This is a genomic window from Nocardiopsis endophytica (assembly GCF_027706725.1).
In the GTDB taxonomy this organism is placed as follows: Bacteria; Actinomycetota; Actinomycetes; order Streptosporangiales; family Streptosporangiaceae; genus Nocardiopsis_A; species Nocardiopsis_A endophytica.
Genome location: NZ_JAQFWQ010000031.1, coordinates 1 through 20,417 on the forward strand (window position 1 = coordinate 1; position 20,417 = coordinate 20,417).

Consider the following 20,417-nt stretch of genomic DNA (forward strand, 5'->3'; position numbering starts at 1 on the left):
CCGGTCAGGTGGGCGGGGTGGGTGGGAGGGCCGTGAGGAGGCCGACGATCGTCTCCCGGACCTTCTCGTTCGGTTCCTGTTGTTCTGCGGTGTGCAACCACTCGGCCGCGTCGGCGGGAAGGGCGGCCGGGTCGTGTTCCGACCATGCGGTCAGGGTGCGCAGGGCCATGTTGCGGTTCCAGGGCATGTCGCCGACCAGGGCCGCGCGGACCAGCGCCGTGCCCGCACCGGGGAAGCGGCCCAGCTCCTGCACGATGACACCGAGAATGTCGTCGATGTCGACCTCCCGACCGCCGGAGCCCGTGCCCTCCTCGGGCCCGCCGCCGAGGGGGTTGAGCAGCAGCAGATGCTCGGCGCATGCCACCAGCTCACCGACGTCCTCGGCACTCGCCCACAGCATGGCCCACTGCCAGACGAAGCGGTTGCCGGGATTGTCCTCCAGGTGGTCCAGGACGTGCCCGCGCACCTCTAGGCCCAGCTCGAAGGCGCAGGACAAGGCCTTGTTGAAGGTGTAGTCGTCCTCGGGCTCGGCCAGGTGCGCCAGCGCGATACGGCTCCACACGGGTCGCTCCAACAGCCGGTCGATCCGGGCCACCACCTGCTCACGCGCGCCCTCCGGCCAATCCAGACCCTTCCGGTCGCCGCGGAGCAGCCGGGTGATCTGCGCGAGGTCGCAGAGGCGGCGGAGTGTCGGCTCGGCCTCGCCCACGAGGTCGATGTAGCGGTGCAGGGCGGCGAGCGCGTCGTCGTAGTGCCGGATGTCCTCGGCCGGGCCGCCGACCGCCAGGGAGTGCAGGATTCCCCCGGCCCCGTCCAGCAGTTCGTCGTCGACCGACGGCGCCTGCAGGGCGCCGAGCAGGTCCCCGGTGGTCGCCGCGATCCAGGACAGGTACTCGTCGAGCACGCCGTTGCGGTACCCGCCGCGCAGCAGCCACGCCTTGACCTGCGGGTCGTCGCAGCCCTTGAGGCGTTCGACGGCGTGGATGCGCCCCCACCCCTCGACCCTCCGGGCCAGCCGGTACACCCCGGGGGCGGCCCAGTTCTTCTTCACCGCCACGACCGCGAACAGGGTGAGTTCTTCCAGCGCTCCGAGCCGGAGCAGCAGCTCCAGGTCGGGCTCCTGCGCCGTCTCGCCGAGCAGGGCGATGCCGATCTTGACCGCCTCCCGGCGGGTGCCGTGCTCGCACAGCCACAGGGCCGTGGTCCGCAGGCCCTCCGAGGAGAGGCCTTCGGGTCCGCGGCGGGTGCGGATCATCCGCAGGAGGTCGTCGGCGATCGCGAGGGCCCGCTGCTCGGCGAGCAGGTCGTGCAGCTCGGCCGCGCCCGCCGCGTCGAAGTCGGCGGCGAGGGCGGCGACGCGGTCGGCGATCCGTTCGGCGGCGGCGGGTGTGTCGGGCGCCCGGAAGTGGTGGGTCTGGATCCCGTCCATCACGACGCTCGGCATGGACGGGCCGCCGCGCCCGCGGCGCGGGGGTTCATCGGGGAGCGGGGCGCCGCCGGCGGGCCAGGGGCCGTCGCCGTGCAGCGCGGACAGTGATCGTGCGTGTGCCAGGAGCGTGATCGGCCGTTCGGCGGGGGCCGGCCCCCGCGCGGCGCTCACCGGCAGGGGCGCAGGGCGCCCTTTCCACTGGTTCCGTTCATCATGCGGCCGAGTATGGCAAGCCCTTCCCCGCCCCGCAAGCCGCGTTCCGTCCCTCAACCCGAATCTTCATCGTAAAGGTGGTGAAACCGGGCATTCGCCCCGCGGTGCCGGGCAGGAGTCCAGGTGAAGGGGGATGCGGCCATGGCATTCACGCAGCGCGCCTTCGACGACCGTGACGACGCGGGGCGCCGCCTGGGACGGCGGCTCGCGCGCGGCGGCGAGGCGGACAAGGAGCCCATCGTGCTGGCGCTGCCGCGCGGCGGCGTCCCCGTCGGGCACAGGGTCGCCGAGGAGCTCGGCGCCCCCCTGGACATCATCGCCGTCCGCAAGCTCGGCCTGCCCGGCCACGAGGAACTGGCCATGGGCGCCATCGGCGAGGGCGGCGTGCGCATCCTCAACGACGAGGTGGTGCGCGGGCACGCCGTCGGCGAGGAGGCGCTGCAGGCGGTCGAACGGAGCGAGCGCGCCGAGCTCGAACGGCGGGCGGCGCTGTTCCGCGAAGGGCGTCCGCGCACCTCCCCGGCCGGGCGCACGGCGGTGGTGGTCGACGACGGAGTGGCCACCGGATCCACCGCCCGTGCCGCCTGCCGGGTGGCCCGCGCCCAGGGCGCCGTGCGGGTGGTGCTGGCGGTGCCGGTCGGCGCGCCCACCGCGCTGCGGTCCCTGGCCCGGGACGCGGACGAGGTGGTGTGCCTGACGGCGCCCGAGTGGTTCCAGGCGGTGGGCGAGTGGTACGCCGACTTCGCCCAGACCACCGACGAGGAGGTCATCGGGCTGCTGCGGGAGCACAGCGGCCCCGCCGGGCCGGGCGCGGACGCCGAGGTGGAGGTGGAGGCGGCCGGGGTGCGGCTGGAGGGGCACCTGACCGTGCCCGAGGGGGCGCTCGGAACGGTCGTCTTCGCGCACGGGAGCGGCAGCGGCCGGCACAGCCCGCGCAACGTGCGCGTGGCCGGGGCGCTGAACGGCGCCGGGCTGGGAACGCTCCTGTTCGACCTGCTCACCGAGGAGGAGGGCGATGACCGGGGGCTGGTGTTCGACATCCGCCTGCTGGCCGAGCGGCTGCGCGGCGCCGCCGAGTGGCTGCGCGCCCGCCCCGAGGCGGCGCACCTGCCGACCGGGTACTTCGGCGCGAGCACCGGAGCGGCGGCGGCACTGGTGGCGGCGGCGGACGCGCCGTCGGGGACCGCAGCCGTGGTGTCCCGCGGAGGCCGCCCCGACCTGGCCGGCGCACGGCTGGCGGAGGTGCGGGCGCCGACCCTGCTCATCGTCGGCGGGGCGGACACGGCGGTGCTGGACCTGAACCGGAGGGCGCAGGAGGAGATCGCCTGCGAGTCCGCCCTGGAGGTCGTTCCCGGGTCGGGCCACCTGTTCGAGGAGCCCGGGGCCCTGGACCGGGTGGCGGAGCTCGCGGCGGACTGGTTCGTGCGCCACCTGCGGCCGGGGGCCGAGGCCTGAGGGGAGGGGCACGGCGGGGAGGGCTCCCCCCGCAGGTCCTTCAGCGCACCACGCGGTGGTGGAGGAAGACGACCCCCGAGTCGAAGGTGCGGGTCTCGACGAGTTCGAGGTCCACATGGCGCGCCTGATGGGCGAAGTACGGGATGCCCCCTCCGACGAGGACCGGGCAGACCCGCACGCGGTACTCGTCGATCAGGTCCGCCGCGGCGGCCTCATGGGCGAGGGTCGCGCCGCCGATCGCGATGTCGCCCTCGCCCGGCTCGGCACGCAGCCGCTCGATCTCCTCCGCCACGCTCCCGGAGGCCAGCCGGGCGCTGCCCCGCACCTGTGACAGCGTGGTGGAGAAGACCACCTTCGGCAGGGGGTTCCACACCCCGGCGAATTCGAGCATCGCCGTGTCCCGCGAGCGGTCGCGGTCGGGGGTCCGCCACTCGGCGTCCTCCCAGAACAGCATCGTCTCGTAGAGCCGCCGCCCCAGCAGGTGGACATCGTGTGCGCGCACCTCGTCGGTGGCGAAGCGGAAGAGCTCATCGTCGGGCGGCGCGAAGTCGAAACCGCCCTCCGGGTCGACGATGTAGCCGTCGAGCGAGGCCGTCAGCGAATAGGTCACCTTGCGCATCGAGGGTCCTCCTCGGAGTCGGGGCGTGGCGCACCACCGGAGTCCCGCACGTTACTGGAGCCCTATGACCTTCGAGAGGCCGCCATGCGCACTGGGGGCCACCGACTTTGGAGACGGGGTCCCCGATGCCGCCGTCGACGCGCAGCACCGTTCCGACGGTGGGGTCCAAGGCCCTCTCGCTCGTGTCCGGGGCCGGTTCCGGCACGGAGGAGGCCCAGAACGCGGTCGACGCCCTGACCGACGGCCCGCGGGCGTGGCCCGTCGCTCGGGCCTCCTCTCCGGTGTCGGAGCGCGGCGCAATACTGTGGGACCCCAGACCCACGGGAGGCCGCCATGTGTGGTGAACCGCCGAAGAACACGCCCGCGCCCCGAACGCCCCTTCCCCGGCGGTTCGCGGTGCGGTTCCCCGTGCTCGGGTTCGCCGCGGGGCTGGCGGCGACCGCGGTCGTCGCGGTCGCGGGGACGGCCGCCGTCGCCTCGCTCCCGCTCCTCCTCTTCTTCCGGGCGCCCGTCGAGCGGGCCGTCGGACTGGGGGCCTGGGACCTGTGGGCGGTCCTGGTGGCCGCCGTCGCCGCCACCGCGGCCGCCGCGTTCTGGGTGGTGCGCGCGCACGGGGACGAGGACGAGGACGAGAGCGGCGGGGAGGACGGGCCCGGCGGCCGGGTCGGGCGGTTCGACCGGGTGGTGCACCGCCTCTCCCGGGCCGTGGTCTACGTCCTCCTCCTGGCCGTCATGGTCTTCGACCTGCTCCTGCCCCTATGGGCGTTCTCCACCGGCGCCCTGTGAGGCCTCGGGGCGCTGCCCGGGCCGGTTCAGGTACAGGTGGCGCAGCAGGCCGATCTCGGACACGTTCTTCGTCAGCTCGACGGTGACCCAGCCGGCCGCGTCGCCGAGGGTCATCTCGACCGGCCACGGCAGGGCGGCGGTCCGGTCGGCCGAATCGAGGTCGGCGGCGGTGGCCCCCTCCAGCGCCGTGCGCCAGGCGGCGTGCAGTCCGCGCAGCTCCCCGGCGGCCGCCTGCGCGCTCCCGGGCCAGGTGATGGAGGTGCGCTCGGGCGCTCGGCCGCCGCCGAAGCAGACCTCGTGCACGGTCGACCACCAGTAGCTGATGTGCCACATGGTCCAGGCGATGGTGACGGGCGGCGCCGGGTCGGGTTCGGGGACCTGCCAGTCGGGCGTCCACGCCCCGCCGGGGCCGGGCCGCACGCTCCACGCGCCGGGGGCGGGCTCCCAGAGCGCGGCACGGTCGTCGATGCCCTCCAGGTGGTGCTCGAAGAGCGCCCAGGCGATGTCGAGCTGTCCGAGGAGGAGCGCCACGCGGGGTTCGGTGTCGGGGGTGTCGGTGTCGGTCACGGCCGAAGTCTGGCAGCGGGCTCGGGAACGCCGCCATCGGTTTTGCCGCACCAGCGGGCCACGGCGTCCCCCAGGTCTCCGGTCTCGCGCCCGTCGGCGGTGCGCACCCACGCGGTGTGGCCGTCGGGGCGGAGCAGGAGCGCGGCCGCGCCGTGGGCGGCGGCGCAGTGGGCGCGGACGGTGCGGACCCCGGCCTCCCGCGCCCCCTCGGGTGCGTCGGCGCCGTTGAGGGCGACCAGGAGCGCGCGGCGCCCGGCCACCAGCTCGGACAGGCGGACGCGGCGCCCCTCGGCGACCAGGTCCAGGTCGGGGGCCAGGCGGCCGAGCCAGGGGTGGGCGCCGGGGTCGTCGGCGCCCATGGGGTGGCGGGTGTCCAGGCCGAGGAGGGTCTCGGCGAGCGCGGCCGGCCCTCCGGGGCGGGACACCAGGTGCGTGAGCAGGTCCGCGAGGGGCCGCAGGCCGGGGTCGCCCCCGTTGAGGAGCGCCTGGGCGCGGGTGTGGGCGAGGACGCGCTCGGCGGCGGGGCGGCGTTCGGCCTCGTAGGTGTCGAGCAGGGCGTCCGGGGCGGTGCCCTGGACGGTGCGGGCGAGCTTCCAGCCGAGGTTGTGGGCGTCTTCGAGGGCGACGTTGACGCCGATGGCGCCGGCGGGCGGGTGGATGTGCGCGGCGTCCCCGGCGAGCAGCACGCGGCCGTCGCGGTAGCGGTCGGCGAGGCGGGCGGCGTCGCCGAAGCGGGTGAGCCAGATGTGGTCCGCCAGCGGGACGGGGCGGCCCAGGGCGCCCTCCAGGGCCTCGGCGAAGATGCCGGGCGTGACGGGGGAGCGCGGGTCGTCGGGCGGGGCCGGGTCGGTGAGCATGGCGCGGACGTATCCGGGGCGGGGCAGGACGAAGACGGTGCCGCCGGGGCCGGTGTGCGGGCCGGGCGTGAGGTCGGCCGGGTCGGCGGGGACGACGTCGCCCAGGAGGGTCCAGGTGGTGGCGGGGGTGCCGGGGAAGCCGATCCCGGCCTGCTTGCGGACGGTGCTGCGGCCCCCGTCGCAGCCGACGGCGAAGGCGGCGGTGATCTCGACAGGGCCGTCAGGCTCGTCAGGGCCGTCAGGGTCGGCGGTGACGCGGGCGGTGGTGCCGTCGGCGTCCTGGCGCAGGGCGTCGAGCCGGTGGCCGCGCAGCAGGCGGGCGCCGTGGGCCAGGGCGTGCTCCTCCAGGATCTCCTCGACGCGCAGCTGCGGGATGCCCAGGGTGAAGGGGTGGTCGGTGGCGGCGCCGTCCAGGTCGGCGGTGACGGGCAGGCCGACCGAGGGCGCGTGCGGGGCGGGGTGCCCTTCGGCGAGGAAGGGGGCGGCCAGGCCGCGGCGGGCGAGCAGGTCGAGGCTGCGGGCGTTGAGGGTGAAGCCGCGCGAGCGGCGGGGGCGCCGCGCGTCGCGTTCGACGACGAGGGTGTCCACGCCTTCGGCGGCGAGTTCGACGGCCAGGAGCAGGCCGGCGGGACCGGCGCCGATGATGAGGACGTCTGCGGTCGGGCGGCGGGTCATCGGTGCTCCTCCGGGTGGGGCAGGGCGCCGGAGCGCAGCTCTTCGGCGGTGGCGAGCACCCATTCGCGCTCGGCGGCGATCATGTGCAGCGCGTACTCGACCTCGATCATGAACAGGCGGGGCAGGCCGGATTCGCCGAGCGCGGAGTCCAGGCCGCTGCGCAGCCGCTCGGCGCGCTCGGCGAGCCGGTCCGCGCGCTCGGTGAGGGCTCCGGCGGCGGCTTCGGCGCCCAGGGCGCCGATGTAGGCGACGGCGGAGACGAACTTGGGGTACTCGTCGTCGGCGGGGACGCGGATGAGCGCGTCGAGGCGCTCGGTGAAGGCGGTGCGGCCGGTGTCGGTGAGGGCGTAGACGGTGCGCTGGGGCCGGTTGCCGTCGCTGCCGGTGCCCGCGTCGCGGATCCGGTCGTCGCGGAGCAGGGCGCGGACGGTGTCGTAGAGGGTGCCCGTGCTGAGTTTGAAGGCGGAGTCGAGGCCGCGCTCGCGCAGGGTGGACATCATCTCGTAGGGGTGCATGGGCTTCTCCAGGAGCAGCCCCATGACGGCGAGGGCCAGCGGGTTGTCGGCCGCGCTTCGGGCGGGCATGCGCACCTCCGTATTCGGAATCGACTATTCGGTTCCGAATACTATAGCCGGGAACCGCCCCGCCGGCACGTGCCGGCGGGGCCGCGGTGCCCTCGGGTGCCCCCTCAGGCGGAGGCGGCGTCCGCGCGCCCCGCGTCCTCCTCCGGGTCGGGCTGGCGCTCCACACGCCCCACGAGCAGGGTGTAGGAGAGGATCCCGACGACGGTGACCGCCGTGATGTACACGAACCCCGGCGCGAAGCTGGTCTCGGAGACCAGCAGGCCGATGACGATCGGGGTGGCGATCGAGGACAGGTTGCCGATGAAGTTGAACACCCCGCCGGTGCTGCCGATCAGCCGCCGCGGCGCCAGCGCCGACACCAGCGACCAGGTGATCGAGGCGAACCCGTTGCCGAAGAAGGCGATGCACAGGAAGGCGATGACCCAGGCCGTGCTGTCGGTGAAGTTCGCGCCGATCATGGCGGTGGACAGCAGCAGCCCCACGGTGATCGGCCCCTTGCGGGCCAGGCCCAGCGAGGCGCCGCGGCGGACCAGCGCGTCCGAGGCGAACCCCGACAGCAGGACCCCGGCCACGGCCGCCACGTACGGCAGGGACACCAGCAGCCCGGACTGGATGTAGTCCATCCCCCGGTACTCCACGAGGTAGGTGGGGAACCAGGTGAGGAAGAACCACAGGGTGGAGGTCAGGCAGAACTGGCCGAGGTAGATGCCCCACAGCTTGCGGTTGGCCAGCACCGCGGCGAAGTCGGACCACGAGGGGATCTTGCGCGGCGGGGGCGCGTCCTCCAGGTCGACCAGTCCGCCGCCCCCGCGGATGTGCTCCACCTCGGCCGCGTTGGCCATGCGCATCCGCTTGGGCTCGCGGTAGACCAGCCACCACACCGCGCCCCACACCACGCTGGCCAGCCCGGTGGTGATCCTGACTCTGAAGGCGGCGAACCCCGTCCTTAGGGCGGGGACAGGTCGGCACCGGCCCGCACTGACACGAACGTGCGCTATGGTGTTAAACGTGTCCCAGGCGATCAAGCGGGCGTACAAGTACCGCTTCTACCCCACAGCCGAGCAGGCGGTGCTCCTGCACCGTACGTTCGGCTGCATCCGGGTCGTCTGGAACAAGGCGCTCGCCGAGCGCACCCGCCGCTACAAGGACGAGGGCAAGAACACCTCCTACGCGGAAACGGCCAAGTGGCTCACGAGCTGGAAGCAGGACGAGGAGCTGTCGTTCCTGCGCGAGGTGTCGAACGTCCCACTCCAGCAGGCGCTGCGCGCCCAGCAGGCGGCGCTCAACAACTTCTTCGCCAAGCGGGCCATGTACCCGCGCTTGAAGTCGCGGAAGAAGTCTCGGAAGTCGGCGACGTTCCAGAACAACGCGTTCACCTTCCGGGACGGGGAGTTGAAGCTGGCCAAGACCACGGAGCCGCTGGACATCGTGTGGCACCGTCCGCTCCCGGAGGGCGCCGAGCCGTCCACGGTCACCGTGTCGTGCGATGCGGCGGGCCGCTGGTTCGTCTCCCTGCTGGTGGAGGAGACCGTCACCGCGCACCCGGCCACGGACGAGGCCGTGGGGATCGACGCGGGCCTGGACCACCTGGTCACCCTGTCCACCGGGGAGAAGGTGGCCAACCCGCGCCACGAACGCCGCGACCGGCGCAAGCTGGCCAAGGCGCACAAGGCCCTGTCCCGCAAGGCCAAGGGGTCGAACAACCGGGCCAAGGCCCGGATCAGGGTCGCCCGCGTCCACGCACGCATCGCCGACCGGCGGCGCGACCACCTGCACAAGCTGTCCTCCCGGCTGGTACGCGAAAACCAAGCCCTGGCCATCGAGGACCTGTCCGTACGCAACATGGTCAAGAACCACTCCCTGGCCCGCGCCATCTCGGATGCGGCCTGGTACGGGCTGCGGAACATGCTGGAGTACAAGACCGGCTGGTACGGGCGCCGGCTCCTGCTCGTGGACCGGTGGTTCCCCGGCTCCAAGCTGTGCTCCACGCCGGGGTGCAGCCACATCAACGACAGGATGCCGCTGAACGTGCGGTCGTGGACGTGCCCGCAGTGCGGAACCCTGCACGACCGCGACGTCAACGCGGCCCGCAACATACTCGCCGCCGGGCTGGCGGAGAGCTGAAACGCCTGTGGAGAGCTGGTAAGACCGACCCCGGAGTCCTCCGGGAAGGCACGGCCCGATGAACCAGGAAGCTCGTTCCCGCAAGGGCACGAAGCCCCCGCCTTAAGGCAGGGGAGATGCCACGAAGATCCAGTGTCAGCGCGCGCCTTGTCCTTGATGTCCCACAGGGCCTGGTCGAGCCCGGCCAGGGCGCTCATGTGGATGCCGCCGCCGCGGTAGAACCCGCCGCGGTACATGACGGTCCAGTGGTCCTCGATGAGGCGGGGGTCCTTGCCCACGAGGACGTCGGCCAGCTCCTCCACGGCCGCGGCGACGGTGGCGGCGCGGCCCTCCAGGACCGGCTCGCCCCAGCCGGTGACGCCCTCGTCCGTGGCGACCTTCACGAACAGCCAGCGCGGGGGGACGGTGTAGGTGGTGACGGATGTGATCTTCATCGGGGTGCGGGCCTTTCGGGTGGTGCGTGCGGGCGGTGGGTAGCTGGGCCGTCAGCGGGTGTGCCGGGCCCAGCACGCGGTCAGGGCGTGGGCCCGCTCGGCGACGGCGCCGGGGGCGTCCCCCGGCCGGTACAGGGACGAGCCGATCCCGGCCCCCGCGGCTCCGGCGGCGAGCCAGTCGCCCAGGTTGGCCTCGTCGACGCCGCCCACGGGCAGCAGCGGCGTGCCCGCGGGGAGCACGCTCGACCAGGCCTTCATGCCGGAGACGCCGATGTGGTCGGCGGGGAAGAGCTTGAGCGCCGACGCCCCGGCGGCCACGGCGGTGAAGGCCTCCGTGGGGGTGGCGGCGCCCGGGTAGCAGTCCAGGCCGAGCTCGGCGGCGGCGGAGATGACCGCGGGGTCGGTGTTGGGGGCGACGATCATCCGGGCGCCCGCTTCGGCGGCATCCGCGACCTGCCCGGGGGTGAGCACCGTCCCCGCGCCGACGCGGCAGTCCCCGGGGAGGCGCGCGCGCAGCTCACGGACGGAGTCCAGGGGGTCGGGCGAGTTGAGCGGGACCTCGATCGCGCGCAGGCCGGCGCCGTAGAGGGCGTCCCCGACGGCCGGGGCCTCGGCCGGGGTCAGCCCGCGCAGGATGGCGATCAGGCCGATGGGTGCGGTGGTCATGCCGGTCCTTCCGATGTGCGTGCCGAGGGTCGTGCGGCGGGCGCCCGAAGGAGGCCGAAGGCGCGGGCCAGGGCGGTCAGGCCGTCCAGGGCGGTGTCCTCCAGCAGCCGGGCCCGGACGCCCTGGCGCTCCAGGGCGCGCCGGTAGCGAGGGCCGAGCGCGCCGTCCGCGCACAGCACGACGGCGGCGGCCCGGGTGAGGGCGAGCATGCGCTCGGTCTCGTCGGCGATGAGCAGGCCCGACACGTAGTCGGCGACGTCGTGCGCGCCGATCTCGCCGTCCAGGTGGCGGGTGCGGGCGCTGAACAGGCGCGCGGCGAGCGGCCGTTCGGGGTGGGCCAGGCCGTGGTCGGCCCCGGCGTCGAACGCCGCGCCGGTGGTGTCCGGGTGTGCTCCGCCGTCGGTGGGCACGGCGGCGCGGGCGGGGTCGCCGAGGATGGTGTGCTCCATCAGCGCGGCGTGGATCTCGCCGGTCATGGCGGTGGTGAAGCCGGTGACGGCCCCGCCCGCGACCCGCAGCCACTTGGTGTGGGTGCCGGGCAGGACCAGGGTCGCCTCCTCGGGGCGGCCGAGCCGCTCCAGGGCGCCGAGGACCTGGGTCTCCTCGCCGCGGATGACGTCCGGCGCGCCGGAGGCGCCGGCGGGGGAGGTGCGCAGGCCCGGCACGATCCAGACCGGCGGGTCGGCGCCGGGCACGCGGTGCGGCTCGAAGGACTCGGGGACGGCGGGCAGCGGCGGCCGCAGGTGCGGGACGGGGGACCAGCCGCCGTCGCTGCCGACCATGCCGCACGCCAGCGCGGGCACGCCGTCGGCCCCGAGCCCGGCCGCGACCTCGGCCAGGACGTCGGCGAAGGCCCGGCCGGCGGGGACGCCGCGCTCGGCGGCCAGGGCGGTCACCGGCCGCAGCCCGTGCGGGGAGCGGACGGAGCCCAGGACGGCGCCGTCCGGTGCCAGGGCCCAGGCGCGCAGGGAGGTGGTGCCCCAGTCCGCCGCCACCAGGGCGGGGGCCGGGGTCGTGTGGGGGTGCTGCATGTCACGCACGTTAGAAGCGGGTCCCATAGTGTGCAATCGCGTCCCATATAGTCGGACGCATGGCATCCGATGGTGAGGCGCCCAAGGGCGCGCAGACGCTTCTGAACGGGCTGGCGCTGGTGCGCCTGGTGGCCGACGGCGTGCGGGACGTGCCCACGCTCCAGGAACGGACCGGGCTGCGCCGCAGCACGCTGTACCGCCTGGTGCAGACGCTGCGCGGGGAGGGGTACCTGCGCGACACCCCGCACGGCCTGTCCCTGGGGCCCACCCTGATCGAGCTGGGCTTCGGCGCGCTGTCGTCCAACCCGCTGGCGAGCGTGGCCGGTGCGCACCTGCAGGCGCTGGCCGACGAGGTGCGCGACACCGTGCACCTGGCCGTGGAGGACCACGGGTCGGTCCTGTACCTGGTGAAGATCCCGGGGCAGCGGGGTGCGGAGATGCGGTCGCGCGTGGGGCAGCGCATGCCGCTGACGCGGACCGGGATCGGCAAGGCGCTGCTGCTGGACGCGCGGGAGCGCTGGGTCGAGCGCTGGCGTGCGGAGGGGCCGGCCGACGAGGCGGCGGCGTCCCCGTCGGCGCGCCGGGCGGGCGAGGCGGCCGAGGAGGACTTCGTGGCGCGGATGGAGCACTACCGCGCGGGCGGATACTCCTACGACATGGAGGAGAACGAGCCGGGCATCCGCTGCGTGGCGGCGCCGGTGCGGGACGGGTCGGACGCGATCGTGGGCGCCGTGAGCATCTCGGCGACGGCGCCCTACATGCCGGCCGAGCGCATGCGCGAACTCGTTCCGCGCGTACAGGGCGCCGCCGCGGACATCTCGGCGGAGATGGGCTACCGCGGCAGGCGCCGCTGAGAGACGGGCGAGGGGTATCCTGCGGGCGTCCCCGCCCAGGCCGCCCCACGCCTCTGCCCCCCGGAGGGACCGTGCTCACGATCGGTCAGCTCGCCGCCCACGCCGGGGTGACGGTGCGGGCGGTACGCCACTACCACCAGCGCGGCCTCCTCCCCGAGCCCGCGCCCGACGCGTCCGGCTATCGCAGGTACGACGCGCAGGCCGTCGTCGACCTCATCAGGATCAGGACGCTCGCCGACGCCGGCGTCCCCCTCGCCCGCGTCGAGGAGCTGCTCGGCGCGGGACCCGCGGAGTTCGCCCGGGCGGTCACCGAGATCGACGCGGCCCTGCGGCGCAAGATCGACGAGCTCACCGAGCACCGCCGCCGGATCGCCGGGCTCGCCGCCGGAGACCGGGCCTTCCTGCCCGACGGCGTCATCGGGCTCCTCGACCTGCTCCGCGCCATCGGCATCAGCGAACGGCAGATACGCGTCGAGCGCGACGCCTGGATCCTGCTGTCGGCGCTGTCGCCGCGGTCCGTACCCGAGTGGGCGGCGACGAAGAAGGAGCTCCTGGCCGACCCCGAGTCCCAGGGCGTCTACCTCGCCTTGGACGAGGCCTTCGACTGGCCGCCGAACGACCCCCGGCTTCCAGGGCTCGCCGACCGCATCACCGCCTGGCTCTCCCGGTTCGACCCGGGCGACGACGGGGACCGCCCTGCGGAGCTCGGCCTGGTCGACGCCCTCATCGACAGCTCATCGCCGGGGATACGCAGGCTCTACACGCTCCTCCGGGACCGGCGGGCCGAAAAGGCTTGACCTTGACCCTGCGTCAGGGGTCGAGCATCGGGCCCATGACGAAGACACCTCGCGCATACGACCGATCGACCCTGCAGGCCGACCTGGAGGCCGTCCACGCGAAAGGGGTCCCCGGGCTCCTCGCCGCGGCGCACACCGGCCGGGAGGTGCTCACCGCCCGCTGCGGCTCGGCCGACCGCGCATCGGACACGCCGATCGCCCACGACAGCAGCTTCCGGATGGGCAGCACCGGCAAGACCTTCACCGCCGTGGTCGTCCTCCAGCTGGTGGGGGAAGGGCGGCTCTCCCTCGACGACACGGTCGAGGACCGGCTGCCCGGCGTCGTCCGCGGCAACGGCAACGACGGCACCAGGATCACGGTCAGGCGCCTGCTCCAGCAGACGAGCGGGCTCGCCGAGTACATCTACGACGTTCCGATCTGGAGCACGAAGGACTTCCAGGAGCACCGGTACGACTCCTACACCTCCGAGGAGCTCGTGGCCATGGCCATGCGGCACGAGCCGAAGTGGCTGCCCGAACCGGGTGACCAGCGCTGGAGTTACACGAACACCAACTACGTCCTCGCCGGGATGATCATCGAGAAGGTGACGGGGAACCGGCGAGCGGAGGAGGTGAGGGACCGGATCATCCGGCCCCTCGGCCTGGACGGCACCTTCGCGCCCGGCGACGACCCGCGGCTTCCGGACCCGCACCCGAGGGGCTACACCGAGTTCCCCGACAGCGCCGAACCCGTGGAGACCACGGAGGTGAACCCGACCCCCTTCGACGCCGCGGGCGACCTCATCACCACGGCGCCCGACCTCATGCGGTTCTGGCAGGCGCTCCTGGGGGGCGGGCTCCTGGCGCCGGCGCAGCTCGCCGCGATGAAGCAGACCGTCCCCGCCGCCGAATGGGACTCCGTGTGGCCCGGCGCGCGCTACGGCCTGGGGATCGGCCGGTTCCCCTCCTCATGCGGCGCGTACTGGGGCCACGCCGGGAACACGCCGGGCCACACCGCGCACAGCGGCTTCACCGAGGACGGGAGCCGGGGGATGGTCCTGTTCACCACGCTGTGGGCGCCGAACGAGAACGCGCTCCCGGTCGAGAAGCTGATCAACGACGCGATCGACCGTCTGGTGTGCGACCGGGCCGGGACGTGAGACCGGCGGCCCGGATCCCGAGGGCGGGGCCTCAGCGGCCGTCACGGCCGTAGGGCCAGTCCACACCGGTGCCGGCGTGGAAGGCGCTGCCGCCCTCGCCGGTGCCCATCCCGCGTGAGGCCGAGCGGCCCGACCGCCGGACCGCCGTGACCACCAGCACGAGCACGGTGATCACGGCGGCGACGAAGGCGAGGAGGAGAAGCACACCGATCAGGAGGGTTTTGAGATCCATGGGGGCGGCCTTCCCGGAGCGGCGGCGGGTATGCCCGCGACCCGCGGCCGCCTCAGCCCTCGCGGTGGATGCGCAGTGGGCCCGCGCTCTGGACCACCGGCATCATCTCCACGGTGTTGATGTTCACCCGCGCGGGCCGGGACACCGCCCAGTGCACGGCCTCGGCCACGTCCTCCGGGGTGAGCGGGTCGGTCCCGGCGTACGGCGCGGCCGCGCGCTCGGCGTCGCCGGAGAAGCGCACCTCGGAGAACTCCGTGCCGCCGGTCAGCCCCGGCTCCACACAGGTCACCCGCACCCCCGTGCCGTGCAGGTCGGCGCGCAGGTTGCGGCTGAACTGGCTGACGAACGCCTTGGTCGCCCCGTACACGTTCCCGCCCGGGTAGGGGTGGTGGGCCGCGACCGAGCCGATGTTGACGACGTGGCCGCGCCCCCGGTCGACCATGCCGGGCAGCAGTGCGCGGGTGCAGTTGATCAGCCCCGTGCAGTTCGTGTCGACCATGCGCTGCCACTCGTCCGGGTCGGCCTCCTGCGCCGGCCCCAGCCCCAGGGCCAGGCCCGCGTTGTTGACCAGCACGTCGACGGCGGCGAACCCGGCGGGCAGCGACGCCGCCGCCCGGACGACGGAGTCGCGGTCGCGCACGTCCACGGTGACGGGGTGGAGCAGGGGCGCCAGCTCCTTCTCCAGCGCGGCGAGCCGCTCGGCGCGGCGTGCGGCGGCCACCACCCGGTGGCCCTCCCCGGCGAACATGCGGGCGATGGCGGCGCCGAACCCGGAGCTGGCGCCGGTGACGAAGACGGTGTGCTTGTCGGTGCTCATGGGGTGATTGTCTCCAACAGGGGGTCGAGGGCCCGGCCGAACCCCTCGGGGTCCTCCAGGTTGGGCAGGTGGGCGGTGCCGGGCAGGACTTCGAGGCGGGCGCCGGGGACCAGGTCGCGGATGGTGTGTGCCTCCTCCACCGGGGTGAAGGGGTCCTCGGTGCCGACGACCACCAGGGTCGGCACGGCCGCGCGGGCCAGGGAGGGGCGCGGGTCGGCGCGGCGGGCGCGGCCGCGCAGCCCGGCGACGGCGCCCCGGGGCGGTGCGGCGCGCATCATCTCCAGTACGTACCGGGCCAGGTCCGGGTCGCGCTCGGCGGTGGCGGGGGCGAGCATGCCGGGGAGCAGTTCCCGGGCGTAGGCGTCCATCCCCTCGTCCAGGACACGGTCGGCGGCGGCGTCGCGCCGGTCGCGGCCCTCGGGGGTCTCCGGCGGGGCGGAGGTGGCCGCGAGCAGCAGCCCGCGCACGCGGTCGGGGAAGAGGCGGTGGAACTCCATGGCGATCTGCCCGCCCATGGACAGGCCGCCGACGACGGCCGCGTCCAGGCCGAGGCGGTCGAGCAGGGCGGCGCCGTCGCGGGCGAATGCGTCGAAGGGGGTCGTGGGATCGGTCGCGGGGGCTGCGCCGTAGCCGCGCAGGTCGGGGACGAGGGCGCGGTGGCCTGCGGCGGCCAGGCGCTCGGCCTGGGGGCGCCACATGGAGCGGTCGAAGGGGTGGCCGTGGAAGAGGAGGACGGGTGGGCCGTCCTCGGGGCCGAGGTCGTCGAGGGCGGGCTCGCCCCGTGAAGGCGCGTCGGACATGGGTGGGGACCTCCCGGTGGGGCGGTGGGCGGTGGTGGACGTGTGGGCCGGCGGAGCCGACGCTAGGCCCCCGCTCAACGTCGGAGCAATGATCTGGAATGCTCTCGGAGCAATGCGCAACCGCTCCGAGACCGGGGCGGGCGGAGGCGGCCTTCGACGGTCGGGTGCCGGTCAGAGGCGGAACGGGCTCCGAGCTGAGGCCGGAGTGGTCGCATCGGGCCGGTGGGACGTGTCGGGGCCGGTGGAGTCGGCCGGGTTCGGCGGCGGTGGCTCCCGGTACGGCCGAGGCAGCGAGCGGGGAAGGGGAAGGGGTAGCCGGTGGGTGCGGAGGACTTCAGGGCGGTCGCCGATGCGATCGCCGAGGACATCGCCCGGGGAAGGCTGCGGCCGGGGCAGCGCCTCCCGCCGCAGCGGCGCTTCGCCCGGCAGCGGGGCATCGCCCCCTCCACCGCCGCCCGTGTCTACGGCGAACTCGTGCGGCGCGGCCTGGCCGTGGGCGAGGTCGGGCGCGGCACCTACGTTCGCGCCGGGCCGCCGCCCGCCGACACCGCACTCGCCGAGCCCGGCGGGGCGCTGGTCGACCTGGAGCTGAACTACCTGGTGCTCGACGGGCAGGAGGAGGCGCTCGCCGCCTCGCTCCGGCGGCTCCTGCGCCCCGGGGCGCTCGACGGCGCCCTCCGCCCGCCGCAGGCCGGGGGAGGGCCCGGACTGCGGAGCGCGGTCGCCGACCTGCTCGGGCGCGGCGGCTGGGCCCCGGACCCGGACGGCGTATTGTTCGCGGGCAACGGCCGCCAGGCGATCGCGGCGGCGCTGGCCGGGCTGGTGCCGACGGGGGAGCGGTTCGCGGTGGAGGAGTTCACCTACCCGGTGGTCAAGGGCATCGCGGCGCGGCTGGGCATCGTCCCGGTGCCCGTCGCCATGGACGGGGAGGGGATGGTGCCCGAAGCGCTGCGCGAGGCGCACCGGGCCGCGCCGCTGCGGGCGGTGTACCTGCAGCCGACCCTGCACAACCCGCTGGGGGCGACCATGTCGGGGCGGCGGAAGCGCGGGATCGCCCGGGTCGTGGAGGAGCTGGGCCTGGTGGCGGTGGAGGACACGGTGTACGCGTTCCTCAAGCCGGGACCGGAGCCGCTGGCGGCGCACGCGCCGGAGTGCACCGTGGTGACCGACAGCCTGTCCAAGCGGGTCGCACCCGGGCTGACGCTGGGGTTCGCGTGCGCGCCGCCGCGCCTGCGGGACCGGGTGGCCGGGGCGCTGCGGTCGGGGACGTGGGCGGCGACGGGATTCGCGCTGGAGGCCGCGGCCGGCCTGGTCGCCGACGGGACGGTGGCGGGGCTGGTCGAAGGCAAGCGGCTGGCGGCCGAGCGGCGTCAGGGCATCGCCGCGGCGTGCTTGGAGGGGGAGGCGGTCACGGCCGACCCGGGGGCGTTCCACCTGTGGTGGGAGCTGCCGGAGGGGTGGCGCGCGGAGGCGTTCACGGCGGCCGCGGCCAGGCGGGGGATCGCGGTGACCCCGGCGTCGGCGTTCGCGGTCGGGCGGGGGCGCTCCCCGGCGGCGGTGCGGTTGGCCCTGGTGGCCCCGGGCGAGGGGGAGCTGAGGGCGGCGCTGGAGGTGCTGGCGCGGCTGGCCCGCTCGTCCCCGGAGGAGGCGGAACGGGTCAGCTCGTGATGAGGGTCCCGATGACCCGGTCGACGGCCAGGCCGAGGCGGTCGACGGGGACCCGGCGGGGGAGTCCGTCGGAGTGGCGCCAGGCGTAGTCGCGGCCGTCGACGACCACGACGATGTCGGGCGCGGTGTCCCTGACGGGGAGGGTGAGGTAGGGGTGGGGGCCGTCGTGCCACACGTAGTCGTCGCGGTCGCGGCGGATGGCGTCCTCCCACCCCTGGACCCAGGTGCGGATGCCCCGCCGCTTGAGCGCGGCCTGGAGGTCGCGGAGGTGCCGCCACCGCCGTCGCCGTTCGTCGGCACGGATGGTCCGGTCTTCGTGCTGGATCGCCTCGTTCATGTCACCGATGCTTTCACCTGGGAAAACAAGGTTGAAGGCATTGCACTGGACGGTGCCGGAGGAAAACTCGAAAGTCCTGACGCGTGCGTGGGGACGTGGGAAAATCGGCACATGCCTGAGAATCCTGTGCCGTCATGGGCACAGTTCGGTAAGTACCTTCGAGAAGCCCGACGTGAGGCCGATCTCTCCCTGGACGGCCTGGGTGCCCGGATTCCCTACTCGGCCTCCCTCGTCAGCAAGATCGAACGCGGGGTGCGGGCCCCGAACCAGGACATAGTGCAGGCGCTCGACAGCGTCCTCGGTACGAACGGTGAGCTCCTCCAGGCATGGAAGGACGCCGACCGGGCGAGGAACGAGCCCTTCTGGTTCGAGCAGGCGGCGGAATACGAGAAGCAGGCGACACGCATCTGCTTCTTCCATCCGTTCGTGCTGCCGGGGTTCTTCCAGGAACCCGAATACGCCCGGCTTCTGGTCGCGCACGTCGATCCATCGGACGACACGAGGGTGGCTGACGGCGTCGCGGACGCCCGTCAGGGATGGCGCGAGAAGCTGAGGGGCGCCCGCCTCGAGGTCGTGATCCCTGAGCAGGTGCTCCGGGCGGGTGTCGGCGGCCCCGAGGTGATGCGCCCCCAAATGGAACGACTGGTGCGGGAGGCGGCCGATCCGTCCGCTACCATCCAGGTGCTCCCCGCCGACGTTCCGGACTTCTCCTGGACGGTCGGGGCGTTCCGGTTGATGTACCGGCAGTACACGCCTTTCATGCTCTGCACCGAGCACGCGGGCGGTGAGGCGTTGAGCCGGGACAAGACGCTGATTCGGCAGCTCGAGCGGGCATTCGGCCGACTCCAGGTATGGTCGCGGTCGCCGACCGATTCTGTCGACATGATGGTGCGGATCAAGGAGTCGCTTTGACCGAACTGCGCAACGGCTGGCGCAAGTCGAGCTACAGCCAGGGCAAGACGACCTGCGTCGAGGTGGCCGAATCCTCGTCCCGGGTGCTCGTCCGGGACACCCGGTATAGAGAGCTGGGGTATGTGTCGTTCCCCCGGGTGGAGTGGATGTCCCTGCTCCAAGAGCTCAAGCGCGGGGGGCTATGAGGACGGTGGGCCCTATAGAGGCGTGGTCGTGGGCCAAGTCGGCGCACAGCGGCCGCGAGTCCGGCTGCGTGGAGGTCGCGACGGCGGAGGGAGCCGTCCATGTCAGGGACACGCAGAACCGGGGTCTGGGTCACCTGTCCTTCACACGTGCCGAATGGGTCGCGCTCGTCAGCGATGTGAAGCGTGTGGGGCATTGATGAGGTTAGCCTAACCGAATACCATCATCCCATGCGCGTGTCCCCCGCCGTCGCCGCCCCGTCGGCCGTCCTCCTCCTCGCCCTCGCCGGGTGTACCTCGGGGGCCGATCCGGCTCCGGCGGGGGACACCCGCACCGTCGACTCCGCCGCCGGGCCTGTCGAGGTGCCCGCCGACCCCGAGCGGGTCGCCGTGCTGTGGCGGCCCACCCTCGCCGCCGCCACCCGCCTCGGGGCCGACGTCGTCGGCTCGCTCGGCGATCCCTCCGCCGACGACGGCGGGCTCGCCCCCTTCCTGCCCGACGGCGCCCAGGCCCCTCCCGTCGTCTCCGGCTCGCCCGCCGAAGGCGACGTCGACCTGGAGCGCCTGGCCGAGGCCGAGCCCGACCTCATCATCGGCGTCTCCACCGACCTCGGGGCCCAGGCCGAGACCCTCCCCGAACTGGAGGCCATCGCCCCCACCGTCCTGCTGGAGTGGACCGGCACCGAGTCCTGGCGCGGCCACCTGGCCGAGGTCGCCGACGTCCTCGGGACCCCCGACGAGGCCGACGCCGCCGAGCAGGAGTACCGGCTCGCCGTCGAGCAGGCCCACTCCCGCATCGAGGACGAGGCCGGCGACCCCGCCTCCGTCGAGGTGTCCCTGCTGCGCCTGCAGAGCCCCCAGGAGATCCGCATCGAGACCCCCGCCTCATTCCCCGGCCAGATCGCCGACGACCTGGGGCTGGCCCGCCCCGAGGGCCACGACGAGCCCGACGCCGACCGCGACTTCATCTCCGAGAGCTACGAGAACCTGGAGCGCGCCGACGCCGACGTGCTGTTCGTGCTCTCCGGCAGCGGCTACGAGGACGCTCCCACCTCCTACGGCTCGGGCGTGTGGGCCGACCTCCGCGCGGTGCGCGACGAGCGGGTCTACGCCGCCGACTACGACCACTGGGGCGCCTCCAACCACTACGCCGCGCTGCGCGTGGTGGAGGAGATGACCGACGCGGTCACCGGGGAGGCCGATCCCGCGCTGTGACGGCCCGCGGCGCCGGCCCGGCAG

General features: G+C 74.1%; 22 protein-coding genes and 2 pseudogenes. 11 read left to right on the forward strand and 13 right to left on the reverse strand.

The window, feature by feature from the left end; translation table 11 throughout:
* Window positions 1-4: 4 nt before the first annotated feature.
* Complete coding sequence (locus tag O4J56_RS12760; RefSeq protein ID WP_270685960.1) at window positions 5-1,444, reverse strand: hypothetical protein; 1,440 nt, start codon at window positions 1,442-1,444, stop codon at window positions 5-7.
* A gap of 339 nt (window positions 1,445-1,783) precedes the next feature.
* On the opposite strand from O4J56_RS12760, the gene O4J56_RS12765 reads away from it, so the two are divergent.
* Window positions 1,784-3,097, forward strand: coding sequence for a phosphoribosyltransferase family protein (locus O4J56_RS12765; RefSeq protein WP_270685961.1), 1,314 nt, complete (start codon window positions 1,784-1,786; stop codon window positions 3,095-3,097).
* A 40-nt stretch (window positions 3,098-3,137) separates the two neighbouring features.
* Here the strand turns inward: O4J56_RS12765 and O4J56_RS12770 are convergent, their stop codons facing one another.
* Complete coding sequence (locus O4J56_RS12770) at window positions 3,138-3,716, reverse strand: dihydrofolate reductase family protein (RefSeq protein ID WP_270685962.1); 579 nt, start codon at window positions 3,714-3,716, stop codon at window positions 3,138-3,140.
* Between the two features lie 396 nt (window positions 3,717-4,112).
* On the opposite strand from O4J56_RS12770, the gene O4J56_RS12775 reads away from it, so the two are divergent.
* On the forward strand, window positions 4,113-4,502 hold the full coding sequence (locus tag O4J56_RS12775; protein ID WP_270685963.1) for a hypothetical protein: 390 nt from the start codon (window positions 4,113-4,115) through the stop codon (window positions 4,500-4,502).
* Here the strand turns inward: O4J56_RS12775 and O4J56_RS12780 are convergent.
* The 4 genes from O4J56_RS12780 to O4J56_RS12795 all read right to left on the reverse strand — a co-directional run bounded on the left by O4J56_RS12780 (window position 4,473) and on the right by O4J56_RS12795 (window position 8,222).
* Window positions 4,473-5,069: a DinB family protein gene (locus O4J56_RS12780; RefSeq protein WP_270685964.1), complete on the reverse strand. Its 597-nt coding sequence runs from the start codon at window positions 5,067-5,069 to the stop codon at window positions 4,473-4,475. The genes O4J56_RS12775 and O4J56_RS12780 overlap by 30 nt on opposite strands.
* Window positions 5,066-6,601 carry an FAD-dependent monooxygenase gene (locus tag O4J56_RS12785; RefSeq protein WP_270685965.1) on the reverse strand — a complete coding sequence of 512 codons (1,536 nt, stop codon included), beginning with the start codon at window positions 6,599-6,601 and terminating at the stop codon, window positions 5,066-5,068. Before O4J56_RS12785 ends, O4J56_RS12780 begins: the two co-directional genes overlap by 4 nt.
* Complete coding sequence (locus O4J56_RS12790; RefSeq protein ID WP_270685966.1) at window positions 6,598-7,185, reverse strand: PadR family transcriptional regulator; 588 nt, start codon at window positions 7,183-7,185, stop codon at window positions 6,598-6,600. Before O4J56_RS12790 ends, O4J56_RS12785 begins: the two co-directional genes overlap by 4 nt.
* A 104-nt stretch (window positions 7,186-7,289) precedes the next feature.
* Window positions 7,290-8,222, reverse strand: coding sequence for an MFS transporter (locus tag O4J56_RS12795; RefSeq protein WP_333563796.1), 933 nt, complete (start codon window positions 8,220-8,222; stop codon window positions 7,290-7,292).
* Between O4J56_RS12795 and O4J56_RS12800 the strand changes: the two are divergent.
* Window positions 8,194-9,306: pseudogene (locus O4J56_RS12800) on the forward strand (RNA-guided endonuclease InsQ/TnpB family protein); the annotation flags it as partial. The gene O4J56_RS12795 and the pseudogene O4J56_RS12800 overlap by 29 nt on opposite strands.
* 158 nt (window positions 9,307-9,464) lie before the next feature.
* Here O4J56_RS12800 and O4J56_RS12805 read toward each other — a convergent pair.
* The 3 genes and pseudogenes from O4J56_RS12805 to O4J56_RS12815 form a co-directional block, all read right to left on the reverse strand.
* Window positions 9,465-9,746 (reverse strand): annotated as a pseudogene (locus tag O4J56_RS12805) (galactonate dehydratase); the annotation flags it as partial.
* A 48-nt stretch (window positions 9,747-9,794) separates the two neighbouring features.
* Window positions 9,795-10,409, reverse strand: coding sequence for a 2-dehydro-3-deoxy-6-phosphogalactonate aldolase (locus tag O4J56_RS12810; protein ID WP_270685968.1), 615 nt, complete (start codon window positions 10,407-10,409; stop codon window positions 9,795-9,797).
* Window positions 10,406-11,440 carry a 2-dehydro-3-deoxygalactonokinase gene (locus O4J56_RS12815; RefSeq protein WP_270685969.1) on the reverse strand — a complete coding sequence of 345 codons (1,035 nt, stop codon included), beginning with the start codon at window positions 11,438-11,440 and terminating at the stop codon, window positions 10,406-10,408. Before O4J56_RS12815 ends, O4J56_RS12810 begins: the two co-directional genes overlap by 4 nt.
* Window positions 11,441-11,499: 59 nt before the next feature.
* On the opposite strand from O4J56_RS12815, the gene O4J56_RS12820 reads away from it, so the two are divergent.
* From O4J56_RS12820 to O4J56_RS12830, 3 genes are all read left to right on the forward strand, one after another.
* The gene (locus O4J56_RS12820; RefSeq protein WP_270685970.1) at window positions 11,500-12,294 is read left to right on the forward strand and encodes an IclR family transcriptional regulator; all 795 of its coding nucleotides are present in this window, start codon (window positions 11,500-11,502) and stop codon (window positions 12,292-12,294) included.
* Window positions 12,295-12,365: 71 nt separating this feature from the next.
* The gene (locus O4J56_RS12825; RefSeq protein WP_270685971.1) at window positions 12,366-13,091 is read left to right on the forward strand and encodes a MerR family transcriptional regulator; all 726 of its coding nucleotides are present in this window, start codon (window positions 12,366-12,368) and stop codon (window positions 13,089-13,091) included.
* A gap of 35 nt (window positions 13,092-13,126) precedes the next feature.
* A complete protein-coding gene (locus O4J56_RS12830) occupies window positions 13,127-14,230 on the forward strand; it encodes a serine hydrolase domain-containing protein (RefSeq protein ID WP_270685972.1) in 1,104 nt (367 codons plus the stop codon).
* Window positions 14,231-14,261: 31 nt separating this feature from the next.
* On the opposite strand, the gene O4J56_RS12835 is transcribed toward O4J56_RS12830, so the two are convergent.
* Genes O4J56_RS12835 through O4J56_RS12845 form a run of 3 tightly spaced genes read right to left on the reverse strand, consistent with a single transcriptional unit; the run spans window position 14,262 to window position 16,079 of the window.
* Window positions 14,262-14,462 (reverse strand): hypothetical protein, encoded by a 201-nt coding sequence (locus O4J56_RS12835; RefSeq protein WP_270685973.1) that lies wholly within the window; start codon window positions 14,460-14,462, stop codon window positions 14,262-14,264.
* 52 nt (window positions 14,463-14,514) lie between these two features.
* Window positions 14,515-15,279, reverse strand: coding sequence for an SDR family NAD(P)-dependent oxidoreductase (locus O4J56_RS12840; RefSeq protein ID WP_270685974.1), 765 nt, complete (start codon window positions 15,277-15,279; stop codon window positions 14,515-14,517).
* Window positions 15,276-16,079 (reverse strand): alpha/beta fold hydrolase, encoded by an 804-nt coding sequence (locus O4J56_RS12845; RefSeq protein ID WP_270685975.1) that lies wholly within the window; start codon window positions 16,077-16,079, stop codon window positions 15,276-15,278. Before O4J56_RS12845 ends, O4J56_RS12840 begins: the two co-directional genes overlap by 4 nt.
* 318 nt (window positions 16,080-16,397) lie before the next feature.
* On the opposite strand from O4J56_RS12845, the gene O4J56_RS12850 reads away from it, so the two are divergent.
* Window positions 16,398-17,747, forward strand: a complete 1,350-nt coding sequence (locus tag O4J56_RS12850; RefSeq protein ID WP_270685976.1) for an aminotransferase-like domain-containing protein — start codon at window positions 16,398-16,400, stop codon at window positions 17,745-17,747.
* On the opposite strand, the gene O4J56_RS12855 is transcribed toward O4J56_RS12850, so the two are convergent.
* The gene (locus O4J56_RS12855) at window positions 17,737-18,084 is read right to left on the reverse strand and encodes a hypothetical protein (protein ID WP_270685977.1); all 348 of its coding nucleotides are present in this window, start codon (window positions 18,082-18,084) and stop codon (window positions 17,737-17,739) included. The genes O4J56_RS12850 and O4J56_RS12855 overlap by 11 nt on opposite strands.
* Between O4J56_RS12855 and O4J56_RS12860 the strand changes: the two genes are divergently transcribed.
* From O4J56_RS12860 to O4J56_RS12875, 4 genes are read left to right on the forward strand one after another with little or no spacing between them, the layout of a single operon-like run.
* Window positions 18,064-18,996 (forward strand): helix-turn-helix domain-containing protein, encoded by a 933-nt coding sequence (locus tag O4J56_RS12860; RefSeq protein ID WP_270685978.1) that lies wholly within the window; start codon window positions 18,064-18,066, stop codon window positions 18,994-18,996. The genes O4J56_RS12855 and O4J56_RS12860 overlap by 21 nt on opposite strands.
* Window positions 18,993-19,181 carry a DUF397 domain-containing protein gene (locus tag O4J56_RS12865; RefSeq protein ID WP_270685979.1) on the forward strand — a complete coding sequence of 63 codons (189 nt, stop codon included), beginning with the start codon at window positions 18,993-18,995 and terminating at the stop codon, window positions 19,179-19,181. The genes O4J56_RS12860 and O4J56_RS12865 overlap by 4 nt, the downstream gene beginning before the upstream one ends.
* A complete protein-coding gene (locus O4J56_RS12870; RefSeq protein ID WP_270685980.1) occupies window positions 19,178-19,378 on the forward strand; it encodes a DUF397 domain-containing protein in 201 nt (66 codons plus the stop codon). The genes O4J56_RS12865 and O4J56_RS12870 overlap by 4 nt, the downstream gene beginning before the upstream one ends.
* A gap of 31 nt (window positions 19,379-19,409) precedes the next feature.
* Entirely contained in the window at window positions 19,410-20,393 is a 984-nt protein-coding gene (locus tag O4J56_RS12875) for an ABC transporter substrate-binding protein (RefSeq protein WP_270685981.1), read from the forward strand.
* Window positions 20,394-20,417 lie beyond the last annotated feature (24 nt).